General features: G+C 73.0%; 15 protein-coding genes and 1 pseudogene. 5 read left to right on the top strand and 11 right to left on the bottom strand.

Annotated elements, in window-relative coordinates; all coding sequences use genetic code 11:
- The 5 genes from MFF64_RS29595 to MFF64_RS29575 form a co-directional block, all read left to right on the top strand.
- Positions 1 to 192, top strand: a 192-nt coding sequence (locus MFF64_RS29595; protein ID WP_238193082.1) for a hypothetical protein, incomplete at its 5' end; no start/stop codon positions are given.
- Positions 189 to 806, top strand: coding sequence for a glutathione S-transferase family protein (locus tag MFF64_RS29590; RefSeq protein WP_099900171.1), 618 nt, complete (start codon positions 189 to 191; stop codon positions 804 to 806). The genes MFF64_RS29595 and MFF64_RS29590, both read left to right, overlap by 4 nt.
- A gap of 63 nt (positions 807 to 869) precedes the next feature.
- Entirely contained in the window at positions 870 to 2,975 is a 2,106-nt protein-coding gene (locus MFF64_RS29585) for a 2Fe-2S iron-sulfur cluster-binding protein (protein ID WP_238193081.1), read from the top strand.
- A gap of 190 nt (positions 2,976 to 3,165) precedes the next feature.
- A complete protein-coding gene (locus tag MFF64_RS29580; protein WP_238193080.1) occupies positions 3,166 to 3,360 on the top strand; it encodes a hypothetical protein in 195 nt (64 codons plus the stop codon).
- A 514-nt stretch (positions 3,361 to 3,874) separates the two neighbouring features.
- On the top strand, positions 3,875 to 5,803 hold the full coding sequence (locus MFF64_RS29575) for a mechanosensitive ion channel family protein (protein ID WP_238193079.1): 1,929 nt from the start codon (positions 3,875 to 3,877) through the stop codon (positions 5,801 to 5,803).
- 559 nt (positions 5,804 to 6,362) lie between these two features.
- On the opposite strand, the gene MFF64_RS38220 is transcribed toward MFF64_RS29575, so the two are convergent.
- The 11 genes and pseudogenes from MFF64_RS38220 to MFF64_RS29520 all read right to left on the bottom strand — a co-directional run.
- Entirely contained in the window at positions 6,363 to 6,530 is a 168-nt protein-coding gene (locus MFF64_RS38220) for a hypothetical protein (RefSeq protein ID WP_369010724.1), read from the bottom strand.
- A 10-nt stretch (positions 6,531 to 6,540) separates the two neighbouring features.
- Positions 6,541 to 7,383 carry a DUF4344 domain-containing metallopeptidase gene (locus MFF64_RS29565; RefSeq protein WP_238193077.1) on the bottom strand — a complete coding sequence of 281 codons (843 nt, stop codon included), beginning with the start codon at positions 7,381 to 7,383 and terminating at the stop codon, positions 6,541 to 6,543.
- On the bottom strand, positions 7,380 to 7,799 hold the full coding sequence (locus tag MFF64_RS29560) for a PRC-barrel domain-containing protein (RefSeq protein WP_238193076.1): 420 nt from the start codon (positions 7,797 to 7,799) through the stop codon (positions 7,380 to 7,382). The genes MFF64_RS29565 and MFF64_RS29560 overlap by 4 nt, the downstream gene beginning before the upstream one ends.
- Positions 7,796 to 9,121, bottom strand: a complete 1,326-nt coding sequence (locus MFF64_RS29555; RefSeq protein WP_238193075.1) for a BatD family protein — start codon at positions 9,119 to 9,121, stop codon at positions 7,796 to 7,798. The genes MFF64_RS29560 and MFF64_RS29555 overlap by 4 nt, the downstream gene beginning before the upstream one ends.
- Positions 9,118 to 9,810 carry a tetratricopeptide repeat protein gene (locus tag MFF64_RS29550; protein ID WP_238193074.1) on the bottom strand — a complete coding sequence of 231 codons (693 nt, stop codon included), beginning with the start codon at positions 9,808 to 9,810 and terminating at the stop codon, positions 9,118 to 9,120. Before MFF64_RS29550 ends, MFF64_RS29555 begins: the two co-directional genes overlap by 4 nt.
- An 11-nt stretch (positions 9,811 to 9,821) precedes the next feature.
- A complete protein-coding gene (locus tag MFF64_RS29545) occupies positions 9,822 to 10,748 on the bottom strand; it encodes a VWA domain-containing protein (protein ID WP_238193073.1) in 927 nt (308 codons plus the stop codon).
- Positions 10,745 to 11,755: a VWA domain-containing protein gene (locus MFF64_RS29540; protein ID WP_238193072.1), complete on the bottom strand. Its 1,011-nt coding sequence runs from the start codon at positions 11,753 to 11,755 to the stop codon at positions 10,745 to 10,747. The genes MFF64_RS29545 and MFF64_RS29540 overlap by 4 nt, the downstream gene beginning before the upstream one ends.
- On the bottom strand, positions 11,749 to 12,267 hold the full coding sequence (locus MFF64_RS29535) for a DUF4381 domain-containing protein (protein WP_238193071.1): 519 nt from the start codon (positions 12,265 to 12,267) through the stop codon (positions 11,749 to 11,751). The genes MFF64_RS29540 and MFF64_RS29535 overlap by 7 nt, the downstream gene beginning before the upstream one ends.
- Complete coding sequence (locus MFF64_RS29530; RefSeq protein ID WP_238193070.1) at positions 12,264 to 13,295, bottom strand: DUF58 domain-containing protein; 1,032 nt, start codon at positions 13,293 to 13,295, stop codon at positions 12,264 to 12,266. The genes MFF64_RS29535 and MFF64_RS29530 overlap by 4 nt, the downstream gene beginning before the upstream one ends.
- A gap of 18 nt (positions 13,296 to 13,313) precedes the next feature.
- Positions 13,314 to 14,342, bottom strand: a complete 1,029-nt coding sequence (locus MFF64_RS29525; protein WP_099902993.1) for an AAA family ATPase — start codon at positions 14,340 to 14,342, stop codon at positions 13,314 to 13,316.
- 11 nt (positions 14,343 to 14,353) lie between these two features.
- Positions 14,354 to 14,617, bottom strand: a pseudogene (locus MFF64_RS29520) (haloacid dehalogenase-like hydrolase); the annotation flags it as partial.
- Positions 14,618 to 14,652 lie beyond the last annotated feature (35 nt).

Here is a 14,652-nt window from a genome sequence, read left to right as displayed (position 1 = left end):
ATCAGCGCCGGCGCCCGTTCGGGCTTGCCTGGCACCGTCGAACGCGTCCGTTCGACGGTGCGGCGGTATTATTCCATTAATCGCAACGATGAAGTGCGAACAGCGCGCATTCTCGGCGCTACCCGATCGGATCATCGTGCTCCTGCGGTTCGGGACGACGCCCGTCCCGCCGATCAGGACGCACGATCATGAAGCTCTACCATCATCCCCTGTCCGGCCACGCGCACCGGGCGCGCCTGTTCCTCTCGCTCGTCGGCGTTCCGCACGAGGCCGTCGTGGTCGACCTGAAGGCCGGCGCGCACAGGACGCCGGAGTTCCTCGCCCTCAACCCGTTCGGCCAAGTGCCGGTGCTCGACGACGCGGGCACGGTCGTCTCCGATTCGAACGCCATCCTGGTCTACGTCGCGAAGAAGCTCGGGCGGACCGACTGGCTGCCGGAGGATCCGCAGGGTGCGGCAGCGGTCCAGCGCTGGCTGTCGGTCGCGGCCGGCGAGGTCGCGTACGGCCCGGCCGCCGCACGGCTCGTCACGGTGTTCGGCGCCGCATTCGATCCGGAGGAGGTGATCGGCCGGGCGCACACGCTGCTGCGGCGTCTCGAAGCCCATCTCACAGGCCGGGACTGGCTGGTGGGCGGGCGCCCGACCATCGCGGATGTGGCGCTCTACAGCTACGTGGCGCGCGCGCCCGAGGGCAATGTCGACCTCGCGGCCTACGCGAATGTCGGCGCCTTCCTCCGCCGGATCGAGGCCCTGCCGGGCTTCCTCCCCTTCGCCCAGACGCCGGCCGGCCTCACGGCCGCCGCGTGACCACGCGGCTCCGGGCGCGCCATCCGGCGCGCCCGCCAGAGAACCGGATCGGAGGATGACGCCATGAGTGATGGTCTGGCCCTGCCGAAGCCCTCGACGCCGAAGCTCCCGACGCCGAAGCTCCCGACCTGGCACCCGGGCGAGAGGGCGATCCAGGAACAGGTCGGCGTCGCCGACCGCATGGAGGAGGTCGGCCGGCGCGTGGTGCGGGACTTCATGCCCGACCAGCACCGCGCGTTCTTCGCCCAGGTTCCCTTCATCGTGGCCGGCAGCGTCGACGGATGCGGGGATGCCTGGGCGACGCTCGTCGCAGGGGCTCCCGGCTTCATCGCCTCGCCGGATCCGGCGACCCTCACCCTCGCGGCGCGGCCCGATCCCACCGATCCGGCGAGCGCGGGCCTGCGCGACGGCGAGGCCGTCGGGCTCCTCGGCATCGAGCTGCACACCCGCCGGCGCAACCGCGTCAACGGCTTCATCCGCGGCGCGGCCGACGACGTCCTGCGCGTCGCGGTCGACCAGAGCTTCGGCAACTGCCCGCAATACATCCAGCTGCGCGACGTCGCCGTCGCCCGCGACCCGCGGGTGGCCTTCGCGGGCGACGTCGAGGAGAGCGCCGGGCTCGACGCGGCGGCCCGGGCGATGGTGGAGGCGGCCGACACCTTCTTCGTCGCCTCTTACGCCACGCGCGAGGCGAGCGGCCAGATCCATCGTCAGGTCGACGTCTCGCATCGCGGCGGCAGGGCGGGCTTCGTCCGCGTCGGCCCCGACGGAACGCTCACGATCCCGGACTTCGCCGGCAACCTCTTCTTCGCGACGCTCGGCAACATCCTGCTGAACGGCAAGGCCGGTCTGGTCTTCGCCGATTTCGCGACCGGCGACCTCCTGCAGATGACCGGCGATGCCGAGGTCGTCTTGTCCTCGCCCGAGATCGCGGCCTTTCAGGGCGCCGAGCGGCTGTGGACGTTCCGGCCGCGCCGGGTCGTGCGCCGGCGCGGCGCGCTGCCGCTGCGCTGGACCTTGCGGACGGACGGGTGGTCGCCCAACTCCCTGATGACCGGCGACTGGCGCGAGGCGGCCGACCGGCTCCGCCCCGCCGACCTCGCGACGCGGTGGCGCCCGTTCAGGGTCACGACGATCGTCGACGAGAGCCGCGCGATCCGCTCGTTCCACCTCCTGCCGGCGGATGGATCCGGGCTCATCCCGCACCAGGCCGGGCAGCACCTTCCGATCCGCCTGACGCTCCCCGGCGCGGACAAGCCCGTCATTCGCACCTACACCCTCTCGGTCGCGCCCTCGGACGCGGTTTACCGGATCAGCGTCAAGCGCGACGGCGCGGTGTCCGGCTACCTGCACGACACTCTTCGGGTTGGGGACACGATCGAGGCGCGAGCGCCGGAAGGCGGGTTCACCATCGACCCCCATGCGGGGCGCCCGGCGGTGCTGCTCGCCGGCGGCGTCGGCATCACGCCGCTCCTCGCGATGCTGCGCCACCTCGTCTACGAGGGCCTGCGGACCCGGAGCATCCGGCCCACCACCCTGATCCAGGCCGCCCGCACCCGGGACGACCGTCCCTTCGGCCAGGAACTGGCGGATCTCGCGGCCGCGGCGGGCGGCGCGGTCCGGATCGTGCGCGTGCTGAGCGACCCGAGGGATGCGGTGGCGGGCGTCGATTACGACGCTGCGGGCCGGATCGACACGGCGCTCCTCACCCGCATCCTGCCCTTCGGCGACCATGACTTCTATCTCTGCGGGCCGCCCGCCTTTACCCAGGCGCTCTATGACGGCCTGCGCGGCCTGAACGTGGCCGACGAGCGCATCCACGCCGAGGCGTTCGGGCCCTCGTCGCTCGTGAGGAGCGTCCCGACCGCCGCGCCGGCACCGGCGCTGCCCCCCGCTTCTGCCGAGCCGGTCGCGGTCGCCTTCCTGGATTCGTCCAAGGAAGCCCGCTGGACACCGGAATCCGGTACGCTGCTCGAACTCGCCGAGGCTCGCGGCCTCAGCCCGGACTTCAGCTGCCGGGCCGGCACCTGCGGCACCTGCAGGACCAGGCTCCTCGCCGGCGCGGTCACCTACCGGCGCACGCCCACGGCCCCCGCCGCGACCGACGAGGTCCTGATCTGCTGCGCGATTCCCGCTGCGGGAAGCGGCCCCGTCCAGTTGGCCCTCTAGCCGGCGCGAAACCGTCCCTGACGCGGCCCACGAGATCCGTCACGTCGTTTCGGGGGATCACAACGGGGAACGCGAGACCTGGGATTGCCCCGGACGGAGACGGCCGGCGAATCCTTCCGGCCGGCTACTGCGTTGCTGGAACGAGGCAGATCGCTGTCGGCGGAGGATCGCCACGTCGCTGCATCCCGGCATGGGGACGCTGTCGCCGGGCGTGCGGACCCGGCATCTGCGGCGGGCCCGCCATCTCGGACCGGCCAAGGTCCACCGCCGGCATGTGCTGACCGCCGCCCTCACCATCGGCCGGATCGCCGACCGGCGGGCGGGTGAGACCGTCGCAGCGATCCGCCGCTCGCCCTTCGCTCGCCTCATCAGCCACGCCGCTTGAGCTGCAGACTCCGCCGGCATTATCCGATCCGGGGCAATCCCAGAACCCGGCGCAGCGGGTGGGCAGGCCGGGCATGGCGGTGTCGCCGTGAAGGCAGGCACGTGCATGCAGGTTCGGACCGCGCCCCGATGTCAGACGGTGTTCCTTCGAGACGATCGTAGCCACCAGCATCAGCGCTTCGCAGACGACGTCGACCGTGGCGTGTCCCGCAACCCCAAGCCTCGTGCATGGAACCCGTCGCGGGTGTGTGGGGGGGGGCGGCAGGCCCGTCACCTTCCGGACAAGCTTCGCCGCTCGCCGTTGCGCACAGGATCAGATGAACGCCGTCCTGGAGGCCTGATCGCACGGCGTCCCAGGCTTTCCGGACCAATCAACCATCGATGAACCCTGACAACGAGGCCTGTCCGGCAGCTTCCAACACCTGTCTGAATCACGTAAGCTTCGATGCTGCTCCAGCTTCGAGGACGGGACACCCCCTGTTGTGGTCGGTCGACCCTGCTCAGACCCGACTCGCGTGCCGAGGTCCGCCGCGCCCGTCCCTGTCGGCCTCCTGGGCGTCATCCTGACCGTGGGAGGGAGTCCGGCCCTCGCCTCACCCGACGCCGCCGATTGGTCCGAGGCGGTGATCGAGCCTCTGGAGCGCGCCGCGGCGGCGTTCTCGACGGGGCTGCGGGAGCGGCTCGCGCGGATGGGGGCGGCCGGTCTCGATCTCGACCTCCTCTGGTCCACGCTCGCCGCCGCCGGCTGGCCTCCGGCGAAGCTCCTGGCCGGGATCGTCGCCGTCGTGGCCGCGGGCCTCGCGGCCCATTGGGCGACGGCCCGCGCCCTCGGTGCCGCAACCCGGAGGCGCGACACGTCGATCGTCCGCGCTGCGGTCTCGGCGGTCGCCGCGTTGGGGGTGGGCCTCGTCGTGGCCTACCTCGTCGCCGGGGAGGCCGAGGCCGCGCGTCGCACCTTCCGCACCTGGGCATTCGTCATCCCGTTGGCCGCGCTCGCCTCGACCCTGATCGGGGCGACGATCGTGGCGGCGTCCCCCGCCGCGCGCCGCAAGCGCCTCGCCCCGCTCGCTAATGGGCTGGCCGCGGCCGTGGCCTGGGCGCTCGGCGGCATCGCCGTCCTGAGAACCCTGGCCGCCTGGGGCGCCGGAAGCGGCCTGCAGGATCTCGTCGGAACGGCGTTCGTCGCGCTGCCGACCGCCGGCCTGATGATCACGGCCTATGCCGGTTCGCGCCGGCCGCTGGCGGCCACGCTCGCGGGCCCTCGCCCCCGATCGCGCCGGCGGCGCTTCCTGGCCCGCCGCTGGCCGGCGATCGCCGTCGGCATCGTCGTCGTGACGGTCGTCGTGCTGCAGGTGGCGACGACGCTCGGCCGCCCCCTGCCGTCGCTCGCCACCCTCGTCACGCTGATCCTGGCGCTGATGTGGCCCCATGTCGACGGCCTGATCGTCGTCTGGGCCGAGCGCGGCTTCAGGGCCGAGACGGTGTCGGCGGCCTCGGTGGCGGCCCGCCGCACCACCCGCCTGGCGCTCGCCGCACTGATCGGCGCGGCCCTCGCCGCCATGTGGGGAGCCCCCGCCGCGTCGGGGTTGGGTATCCAGCTCGGGACGCTGGTCCGGGTCACCCTGGGGATCACCGCCGTCGCGCTGGCCACCGCCTATCTCTGGAACCTGGTCGGCGTGGCCTCCGACCGCCTTCTGAGCGAGGAGAGGGCCGCGCAAGGAGGCCACCACGCCGATGAGGAGGCCGACCCGGCCCCGCACACGCGGCTCGGCACGATCCTCCCCCTCGTGGTCGGGGCGTCGAAGGCGGGACTCGCCACACTCGCGGTGCTGTCGATCCTCCTGGCGGTCGGGATCAACGTGTGGCCCCTGGTGACCGGGTTGTCGGTCTTCGGTCTCGCGATCGGCTTCGGCTCGCAATCGCTGGTGAAGGACGTGGTTTCGGGCTTGTTCTTCCTCGCGGACGACGCGTTCCGCCTCGGCGAGTACATCGAGACTGTGGGCGCCAAGGGCCGGGTGGAGAAGATCTCGATCCGCTCGGTCTCGCTTCGGCACCCGCGAGGGGCGCTCGCCACGATCCCCTACGGGCAGATCGGAAAGGTGCAGAACTACAGCTGCGACTGGGTCATCGAGAAGCTGGCCTTCCGGGTCGCGTTCGACACCGATGTCGACAAGGTGCGCAAGATCTTCAAGCAGATCGGTCAGGACATCGCAGACAATCCCGATCTGAAGCCCGACATCCTGGAGACGTTCAAGAGCCAGGGAATCGCATCCGTCGACGAAGGAACGCTCGTCATTCGCGGGAAATTCAAGGCTCGTGCCGGCCACCAATTCGCGATTCGCAAGGCGACGCTCGCTGCCGTGCAACAGGCCTTCCAAACCAACGGGATCAGTGCGATCGCGCGGCCGATCGTCACTTACGCACCACAGAATCAGGATAAATAAGGCTGATCGTACGGAGCCAAGGCGACGAGATGCGGCGTGAACGCGGCCGTGCGACCGATCCACGCCAGGATCGGGGCCGGAGTCAAGACGCGATATTCGCCCGCTCGCGACGGTCTCGGCGCCCCGGTATCCGTCCCTCGCCCCGGCTCCCTCACCCCACCCATGCGACGCTCGATAGTACAGGACCTCGGGCATCACGTTGGCCCGGATGCCGCCGTCGGTGATGAGCGTGCGCGCCACGTAGTCGAGGTCGTAGTTGCCGACCGCCGCGGGCTGGGCCCAGCCGTTGACGATGACGCCGGGCAGCCTCTCCAGGTCGAAGGCCGGAGTGACCGGAATGTCGGGCAGCGTCGGCGACCCGGTGGTGCGGAGCGTGAACCGGTGCTGGAGGCGCACCGCCTCGTCCGGATCCGAGCCCAGCCCGACACGCAGCAGGACGCGGGAGGATCTCACCGGCAGGTCGATGCGCTTGACGTCGGGGAGCAACGGCACGTTCACGCCCCGCAGGCAGATGGCGAACTCGCCGTCGCGTCGCCGCGGGAAAACACGAAGCCGCAGATCAGGGTGGCCAAGCTTCCAACCGCGACGGCCTGCGCCCAGGGATGCCCGCGCCGGCGCGCGATGCGCCCGGGCATCGGGGCATCGCCCCGAGGGCGACGACGGCCGCCACGAGCGTCAGGGCGACGACGGCGAGGACGATCCAGGCGACGATGTCGATGAACTCCATCGGCGGCTCCTCACGACCTGAAGGCGGAGCGGAAGGCGCGTCGCAGCCGCTCATCCCCGCCCGGGCGCACGCGCAGGTGGGGGCCGATCAGCCTGCGGAAGGCGAAGGCGACCTGCGCGTATTCCTGGCCGCAGCCCTCGGCCCGCTCCTTCGGCAGGACGTCCTTGGCCACGATGGTGCGAAAGCGCCGCTCGTCCGAGCCGTAGGCCATGCAGGTCAGGTTGTAGAAGCGCTGCCAGGACAGGCCGTGCACGTCCGCGAAGGCGCCCCTGTCGACGGGCTCGTCCCTCGCGGTCGTCGCGAAGTAGTAGCCGCTGCCCATCACCACCATGCGGGCATCGGCCGGGGAGAGGTGCAGCAGGATCAGCGAGGCGATTTGGTCGGCGGCGTCCTCCTCGCGCCCGAGGATGGGCACATCGAGAAGGTCGAACAGGGCGTGGCTGCTCTCGTGCAGCAGGATCTGGAAGACCGGTCCCCGGATCGCCTCCTGTCGCGTGACGCCCGCCGGCGACTTCGTCCGGGGAGCGGCCTGCGCCACGCTGGCGAGGAGCTCGTAGCAGACGGTGACGCTCCGGCTCTCGGGCGCGTACCAGGCGTTGAGCTCGCCGGCGCATTCCTTGAGCCGGTAGGTCAGCCGGGTCGGCAGGCGGACGAGGCCGATGACGGCACCGACCCGCTCCAGGACGCGGTGCTCCCGCATCTCCCGGTAGATGCCGCGATAGGCGGCCGTCCTCGGAGCCTCGTAGACGACTCGGACATGCCCGCCGTCCTGCATGCTCGGTCCGGCCGTGCTCGCCCAGGGCAGGATGCAGGCCGCGAGGATGAGGGGCAGGAGGCGCGCCCGGGCGTTCATCGGCGGGCGCCCGGGCCGGGAGTGTCCAGCCGCTCCATCGCGGACACCGTCGCCCGGTCGTCCATCGCGACGAGACGGCCATCCCGTTTGGACAGGCGGTAGAACGGGAGGGCGATCTGCCCTCCGCCCATCAGGCGACGGACGCGGATGATGGCGGCCTCGTGCATGCCGTCCGGCGTGGTGCGCACGTCGATGATGCGCCCGACCGCGTGGCCGTCTGAGGAATAGACCGTCTTGTTCAGGCCGAGCTGCCGGAGCTCCTTCGCCATGATCTGGTAATAGGCATTGTCCCAGCCGTCCGACGGGTCGAAGGGGATGGGGGCCTGTGCCCGGGCCGGGACTGCCCCCGCGAGATGCAGGAGCACGATGACGAGCGTGGTCGCCGTCCCGGCGACGTCTCGTGGCTGGCCGGTCATGGCAACCTCCTCATGGGCTCCCGGATCATCCTCGGCGGGACCGAGGAGCGGACGGCAGGGTTGAGCGGCGGCAGCCGCGTCGCATCGCCGGTCGGTGCTGCCGCCGCCAAAGCCGCCTCGCGAAGCTCGCCGAGCCGGGCGCCGAGCCGCCCTGCATCCGCGGAGGTCCACGACGTCGGCGAGGCTCCCCCGAACAGGACAGCGGACAGGCGGCCGGCGGCGGCGTCGATGGCGGCGTCGGGCATCCGGCTCGCCCCGATGGTCTCCCCGAGGCGGCTCCGCCACCGATGCAGGGCGGCGTAGGCCGGCCGGGGATGCGGGCCCCGGCACGCGCGCCGGAGGCGGCGGAACGCCGCGCGCTCGGACCGGCGCTGCGCCCGTCGCCAGGCGAGGATGGCCTTGGACGTCCGTCGGCCGGCCCAGAGCAGGGCCGCGAGCGTGACCAGAACGAGGGGGTAGGCGAACCAGGTCAGGCGCCCCGCCCTCTCGAGGACGGGGGCTCTCGCATCCGGCGGCCGGGCCTGGACGTGCACGCTCGCGCCGGGGGCCTCGGCCTGGCGAAGGGTTTGGGCGCCGAGGTCCCACCAGGGCTGGCGCAGGGCGGGAAGCCGGAACTCCCCGGCCGTCTCGAACACGTAGGTGATCCGGTCGAGCCGCCGTCCGATCAGGGTGTCGCGATGGCTGCGATCGTCGGCGTCCGGCGGATCGGAATAGGCGCGCACGCCCTCGGGCATCGGGCCGCGCAGGTCCTGCATCGCGAGGGCCGGCACGTCCTCGGCCTCGCGGATGATGATCCGCCTCAGGGCACCGCCGGCCGCGATGCCGCCCGGCGGCGACGGCTCCCAGCGCTGGTCGAGGCTCAGCCGGGTGGTCGCGACCACAGGCCGGGAGGCATCAAGGCCCGGCGGTACCCGGACCGCCAGGGCCGCCGCCTGGCCGGAGAGAATTCCTGCCGCCTCGCGCTGGCGGTCGAGCAGGATCACCTCGGCAGGAGGAACGCTCAGGGTCCCGCCGCGGCGGGGGAACAGGGCGAACTCGAAGCGCTGGCCGGCATACGGGCTCCCGTTCACGCGGTCCTCAAGGACGGTCGCCTGGCTCTCGAACCGAAAGACCTGCGCGCCCGGCACCTCGGGCAGCCGGACCTGCGGCGGGACCGGCATCTCGCCGGGGAACAGCACGTCGACGAAGACCGACACGCGCTGGCCGACGACCGCGCTGGCGGGCCGGACGCCCTGGCGGACGACCACGCCGCCGGCCTCTTCGGCCATGGCGAGCGGGCAGGCGACGACGGCCGAGAGGAGGAGCAGCCCAAGGCGCGTCATCGCCGGCGCTCCTCAGGGTCAGCCGCGGGCGCGTTCTGCAGCTGGTAGGAGAACTTGGCTCGCAGGAAGTCGCCCGGACGGGTCTGGACCCGCCGCAGCCAGAGAGCCCGGGCCGCCTCGTCGCTCATCGGCGCGCCGCCGGCCACCTCCGTGTCCTCGCCCTCTCCGGCGCTCTCCTTCGTGCGGTCATAGACGACCGCGTCGGCGCGGGACTCGGTGTCGCCGGTCTCACCGCCCTCCGTTCTCATGCGGGCGGCGCGCAGCTGCGCCAGGGTGCGGTTGGCTTCGGCGTCGGGCCAGTCCGGGCGGAGCTCCAGCGCGCGGGCGTAAAGCTGGGCCGCTCGATCGTACTGTCCGAGCATCACGAGGGCGTTGCCGTGGTCGTATGCCGCCTGGGCGGTGCCGAGGCCGCCGAGCACCTGCGCAGCCTGCTTGAACTCACCGGCCCGGAACAGGGCGATGCCGCGCCAGAGCGGGTTCTCGAAGGCGGCCGCCGCTGCCCGGAAACTCCCACGCTCGACGTGCCACCGGCCCCGCTGGTCCGGCGAGGCGAACAGGTCCGCCGGACCGAGCCGGGCGGCGGCGAGCCCCAGACCCAGCGCGGTCGAGGCCGCCACGACGGCGTAGGGATGCACCCGCGCCGCGTCGCCGAGGCGCCCGAGCAGGGAGGCGAATCTCCGGAAGGCCATCGAACCGCTCCTCAGCTCGCCAGGACCCAGCCGCGCCGGAACCAGCCCGCCACGAGGGCGGCCAGCAGCGGCGTCAGCCAGTAGCCGGTCTCCGCCCAGCGCTCGCTGGCCGGGTCCCCCACGGAGGCCCGGGCGACGTCCAGGCGGCGGGCGATCCGCCGGACATCGGCATCGTCGGGCGAGAGCGGCACGAGGCCGGCGTCGAGGGCGGCGGCCGCGCCTTCGAGGGACACGGTGGTTTGGTCGGGGGGAACCATCGCCAGCAGCGTTATCGGCGGGGCGCCGGCCCCGCCCGCCGCCCGCAGGAGCGCGTCCTGAGCCGGCGCGACCGCATCGGCCAGGACCAGGATCGAGCCGCCCTGACCCCCGCTCGCGAGCGTCCGGGCCGCCAGGGAGACGGCCTCGGCCAGCCGGTCGCCCTCGACCGGCATCACCTCCGGCGAGAGGGCGCGGAACGACGACAGGAGCACGGAAGTGTCGGGCGTCGGCGGCAGGACGAGGTGGGCCGAGCCGCTATAGGCGACGAGCCCTGCCGCCGCCCCCTCGCGCAAGGCGAGCAGATCGGACGCCTTCTGCCAGGCGCGATCGGCCCGGGTCGGCGCCACGTCGGCGGTCTGCATGGACGGCGTTACCCGGAGGACGAGCATGACCGGGGGCTGGGGCGCGGCGAAGGGGACCGGCTCGCGCGTCCAGGTCGGCCCGGCGACGGCGACCGTGCCGAGGATCCAGGCGAGCGCCAGCATGGCCGCCGGAGTGATCCGGCCCCGCTCGCCGCCGGGGGCGGTCAACAGCGGGAGCAGGTCGGGCGCGATCACCTCCCGCCAGCGCATCGTCGTGTCCGCCCGCGCCCGCGTCAGCCACCACAGGGCCGCGGCCGGGACCAGCAGCACGAGGGCCCAGGGCCGCAGGACATGGAAATCCGCGAGCACCCCGGTCATGCCGCGCTCCCGGAATGCGGGGCCGCCGGCGATGCCGGCCGCGAGGCGAGCGCCAGGCCGAGGCCTTGCGCGCCCATGCTCAGGAGGAGCGCGAGGCCGAGCGGCACCCAGTAGAGGTCGGTCCTCGGGCGGAACGACACGGTCTCGATCCGACGGGTCTCGACGGCGTCGAGGCGCCGGTAGATGCCGGCAAGGGCCTCGCGGTCGAGCGCGCGGGAGAAGTCGCCGCCGGTGGTCGCCGCGACCTCCCGCAGGGCATCCTCGTCGAGCTTCTCCTCCCCGATCGCGGCCGGATCCCCGATGGCCACGGCATGGATGACGATACCCTTGTCCCTGGCGATGCGGGCCGCCTCCGCCGGGGGCACCCGGCTCGCCGTGTCGTTCCCGTCCGTCAGGGCGATGATGGTCCGGGCGCGGGCGCGCGATGGGTCGAACAGGGTGATGCCGAGGCCGATGGCGTCGCCGAGCACCGTCCGCGGCCCGGCCATTCCCACGGCGGTCTCACGGACGAGCTCGCGACAGAGCGCGAGATCGGTCGTGAAGGGGACGAGGACGAACGGGTCGTCGCCGAACACGATGACGCCGACCCTGTCCCCCTGCCGCCGTGCCAGGAAGTCGTCCAGCACGCCCTTCACCGCCGTCAGGCGGTCGGTCGGCCGCCCAGAGGCGTCACGGAAGTCGCGGGCATCCATCGAGCCCGACAGATCGACCAGGAGGAGGAGGTCGCGGGTCGGCTGGTCCTTGTGGAGCGGCGCCTCGATCCGCTGCGGGCGCGCGAGGGCGGCGAGCGCGAGGAGCCAGCAGGCGGCGAGCACGCCGGTGCGCCAGCGCGCCCGGCTGGCGACGACTGCGCCGCTCTGCGGGCGGGCGCCGGTCAGGGCGACCAGCGCGTCGAAGAACGGCACGGACAGGCCGGCGCGCCGCTCGGCCCGGGGCGGGGCCAGGCGGGACACGAGCCAGGGCAGTGGCAGGAGAAGAGCGACCCAGGGATAGGCGAAAGTCAGCATCGGTCCGTCCCCTCCGACCGCCCATCCCACCGCCCATGCGCCCGGACCCAGGCCCGCGCATCCCGGAGCGCCGCCTTGAGGGCCGCCGCGGGGACGGCACGGTCCCCGGCGAAGGTCCATTCCGCGATCCCGCGCGCCGCACCATCGGTGAAGGCGGTGGTGCGCCCGGTCCGGTCGAGGAACCCGAGCCAGGCGGGGCCGGTCAGCGAGGCCACCGCGGAGCGGGGATAGGCCGCGAGTGCCGTCCGCTTCAGCACGACGGCCAGCTCGGACGCCGCCCCCGCGCACCGGCCGGCCTCGACCCGGCGCGCGATGGCGTCGAGCTGCCGCCGCGCCTCGCGGCGATAAGCGTTCGCGCGGTAGCGCCGCCACGACCGCCATCCCGCCACCAGGGACGCGGCGGCGAGGCCGGCGGCCAGGATCGACCAGCCGGGCGCAGGCGGCCAGAGCGGGACCGGCGGCGGCAGCGCGAGGTCGCGCAGGTTCTCCAGGCTGGCGGGGTCCGGATTCATCGTCCAGGCCGTCCCGCGAGGGCGGCCCCCGTCCGCCCGCCGTCCCGGCGACGCCCGAGGATCTCCCGGACCTGCTCGGCCGTGTCGCGGTCCGTGCTCACGGGAAGGACCGGGATGGCGCGCTCGCGCGAGAAGGAGTGCAGGCGGCTCCGCCGCTCGGCGAAGGCCTGGCCGAAGCGGTCGCGGAGGTCGCGCGATCCGGTATCGACCTCGACCCGGCGCTCGCCATCCGCCACGACGACCCGGCCGAGCGCGGGCAACGTCTGTTCCAGCGGGTCGTAGACGAACACCGCCACGACGTCGTTGTGGGCCGTCAGCGCCGTGACGAGGTCCGCCGTCTCGTCGTCCGTGCCCGTCCCGTCGGAGATGAGGCAGACCAAGGCGTCATGCGGCGCCATGCGGGCGGCCCGGCGCAAGGCCTCGTTCAGGTGCCCGCGCGCTTCCACCGCTCCGCCCGGCGCGGGAAGCAGGCGGTTGGCGCGGCACGTCGCGTCGAGGATGCGCCGGACGGCGCGCTCCCGGGGCTCCGGCCGGATCTCGGCGATGCCGGCCGGCGACAGCACGACCGCGCCGACGCGGTCTCCAAGCGAGGTGACCCGCCAGGCGGCCAGGGCCGCGACCTCCGCGGCGACGACCGACTTGGTCGCCCGCCGGCTGCCGAAGAACATCGCCGGCCGCTGGTCGACGACGAGGATGACCGGGCGGTCGCGCTCCTCGCTGTAGACCCGGACGATGGGCTTGCCGAGCCGGGCGGTGGCGCGCCAGTCGATGGCGCGGGTGTCGTCGCCCTCGGCGTAGCCGCGCAGCTCCTCGAAGCTCAGCCCGCGTCCCCGCAGCCGCGAGGCGTGCCGCCCGTAGAGCAGGCTGTGCACGGGCTGGCGCGGCAGGAAGCTGAAGCCCGTCGCCTTGTGCCTGAGCCGCACGAGGTCGGCGAGCGCGACGGTGGCTTGCGCCCGTCCCGCCGGGATGCCCGCCGCCTGCGGGACCTCGAGGGGCGTGACCTGGAGGGGCAGGACCTTGAAGGGCATGTCGGTCCTCCTTCCGGCTCAGGCGGGCACGGCGACCTGGGCGACGATCTCGTCCACGATGTCGTCGACCCTCACGCCGTCGGCGCCGGCCTCGTAGGAGGGGGAGATCCGGTGGCGCAGACAGTCATGCGCGACGGCCTGGACGTCCTCCGGGACGACGTAGGTGCGGCCGCGCAGCCATGCGACGACGCGGGCCGTCCGGTCGAGGGCGAGCGAGCCCCGCGGACTGGCGCCGAGCGCAATCCAGCGGGGCAGCCTGTCGCCGTACTCGGCCGGGCGCCGGGTCGCGGCGATCAGGGCGACCATGTAGGTCTCGACGGCCGCGACCGTGGTGACCGCGTCGATCTCCCGGCGGGCAGCGAAGACGGCGGCTTGCGGGATCCTGGGCGGGGGCGGCGCCGTGCCCGCCCCCGCGGCCTCGGCTCGCACGAGACGCATCACCCGCACCTCGTCGGTGTCGCTCGGGTAGTCGATGGTGACGTGCATCAGGAATCGGTCCATCTGCGCCTCGGGCAGCGGATAGGTGCCCTCCTGCTCGATGGGGTTCTGTGTTGCGAGGACCATGAACAGGTCGGGCAAGGGATAGCGCTTGCCGGACACCGTGACCTGCCGCTCTTCCATCGCCTCGAGGAGGGCCGACTGCACCTTGGCGGGGGCCCGGTTGATCTCGTCGGCCAGCACGAGGTTGCCGAAGATCGGGCCCTGCCGGAACTCGAAGTCGCCGCCGCCCGCACCGTCGCTGCGGTAGACCTCGCCGCCGGTCACGTCGGAGGGCAGCAGGTCGGGCGTGAACTGGATGCGGCTGAACGCGCTCTCCAGGTTCCTCGACAGGCTCTTGATCGCCCGGGTCTTGGCGAGGCCGGGCAGGCCTTCGAGCAGGACGTTGCCGTTCGCCAGGAGCGCGACGACCAGCCGCTCGACCACCCGCTCCTGGCCGATGATCGACGCGTTCACCCGGCTCTGCAGGTCGAGGACGGCCTCGCGGGCGGACGTGTCCGCCGCTTGCGGGAGCCGGAGCGTCGCGGGCTCGGTCTTGCCTGCCACCATCGCGATCCTCCTCAGCGGCCTTCCGGCCGGGCGGCGGGAAAGACGGTCTTCCAGTCGCGGGCCATGTCCACGACGACCCAGCCTCGCCGGTCGGCCTCGTCGAGGGCGTCGTCGAGGCGGCCGAACGGGGATTGCCGGTCGTAGGCGAATTCGCGTTCGGCGTCGGTGTGATGGACGAGGCCGAGAAACCGTGGTCCGGACCCGCCCGCGCTCCATTGCAGCATCTGCAGGTCGCCGTCCGAGTTGCCGAATGCCAGGATCGGCCGGCGCCCGAAGACGGCGATGCGCCCGGCAGGCGCGACGTAGTCCT

It is taken from the genome of Methylobacterium frigidaeris, assembly GCF_022179185.1.
GTDB lineage: Bacteria > Pseudomonadota > Alphaproteobacteria > Rhizobiales > Beijerinckiaceae > Methylobacterium > Methylobacterium frigidaeris.
The sequence above is the reverse complement of the archived record's forward strand: the minus strand, read 5'-3'. Positions and strand labels throughout refer to the sequence as shown.

What these genes read in the sequence shown, in the direction of transcription:
- MFF64_RS29590 (WP_099900171.1), top strand. Translation starts at nt 189, where the DNA reads ATGAAGCTCTACCATCATCCCCTGTCCGGCCACGCGCACCGGGCGCGC.
- MFF64_RS29585 (WP_238193081.1), top strand. Translation starts at nt 870, where the DNA reads ATGAGTGATGGTCTGGCCCTGCCGAAGCCCTCGACGCCGAAGCTCCCG.
- MFF64_RS29580 (WP_238193080.1), top strand. Translation starts at nt 3,166, where the DNA reads ATGGGGACGCTGTCGCCGGGCGTGCGGACCCGGCATCTGCGGCGGGCC.
- MFF64_RS38220 (WP_369010724.1), bottom strand. Translation starts at nt 6,530, where the DNA reads ATGGAGTTCATCGACATCGTCGCCTGGATCGTCCTCGCCGTCGTCGCC.
- MFF64_RS29565 (WP_238193077.1), bottom strand. Translation starts at nt 7,383, where the DNA reads ATGAACGCCCGGGCGCGCCTCCTGCCCCTCATCCTCGCGGCCTGCATC.
- MFF64_RS29560 (WP_238193076.1), bottom strand. Translation starts at nt 7,799, where the DNA reads ATGACCGGCCAGCCACGAGACGTCGCCGGGACGGCGACCACGCTCGTC.
- MFF64_RS29555 (WP_238193075.1), bottom strand. Translation starts at nt 9,121, where the DNA reads ATGACGCGCCTTGGGCTGCTCCTCCTCTCGGCCGTCGTCGCCTGCCCG.
- MFF64_RS29550 (WP_238193074.1), bottom strand. Translation starts at nt 9,810, where the DNA reads ATGGCCTTCCGGAGATTCGCCTCCCTGCTCGGGCGCCTCGGCGACGCG.
- MFF64_RS29545 (WP_238193073.1), bottom strand. Translation starts at nt 10,748, where the DNA reads ATGACCGGGGTGCTCGCGGATTTCCATGTCCTGCGGCCCTGGGCCCTC.
- MFF64_RS29540 (WP_238193072.1), bottom strand. Translation starts at nt 11,755, where the DNA reads ATGCTGACTTTCGCCTATCCCTGGGTCGCTCTTCTCCTGCCACTGCCC.
- MFF64_RS29535 (WP_238193071.1), bottom strand. Translation starts at nt 12,267, where the DNA reads ATGAATCCGGACCCCGCCAGCCTGGAGAACCTGCGCGACCTCGCGCTG.
- MFF64_RS29530 (WP_238193070.1), bottom strand. Translation starts at nt 13,295, where the DNA reads ATGCCCTTCAAGGTCCTGCCCCTCCAGGTCACGCCCCTCGAGGTCCCG.
- MFF64_RS29525 (WP_099902993.1), bottom strand. Translation starts at nt 14,342, where the DNA reads ATGGTGGCAGGCAAGACCGAGCCCGCGACGCTCCGGCTCCCGCAAGCG.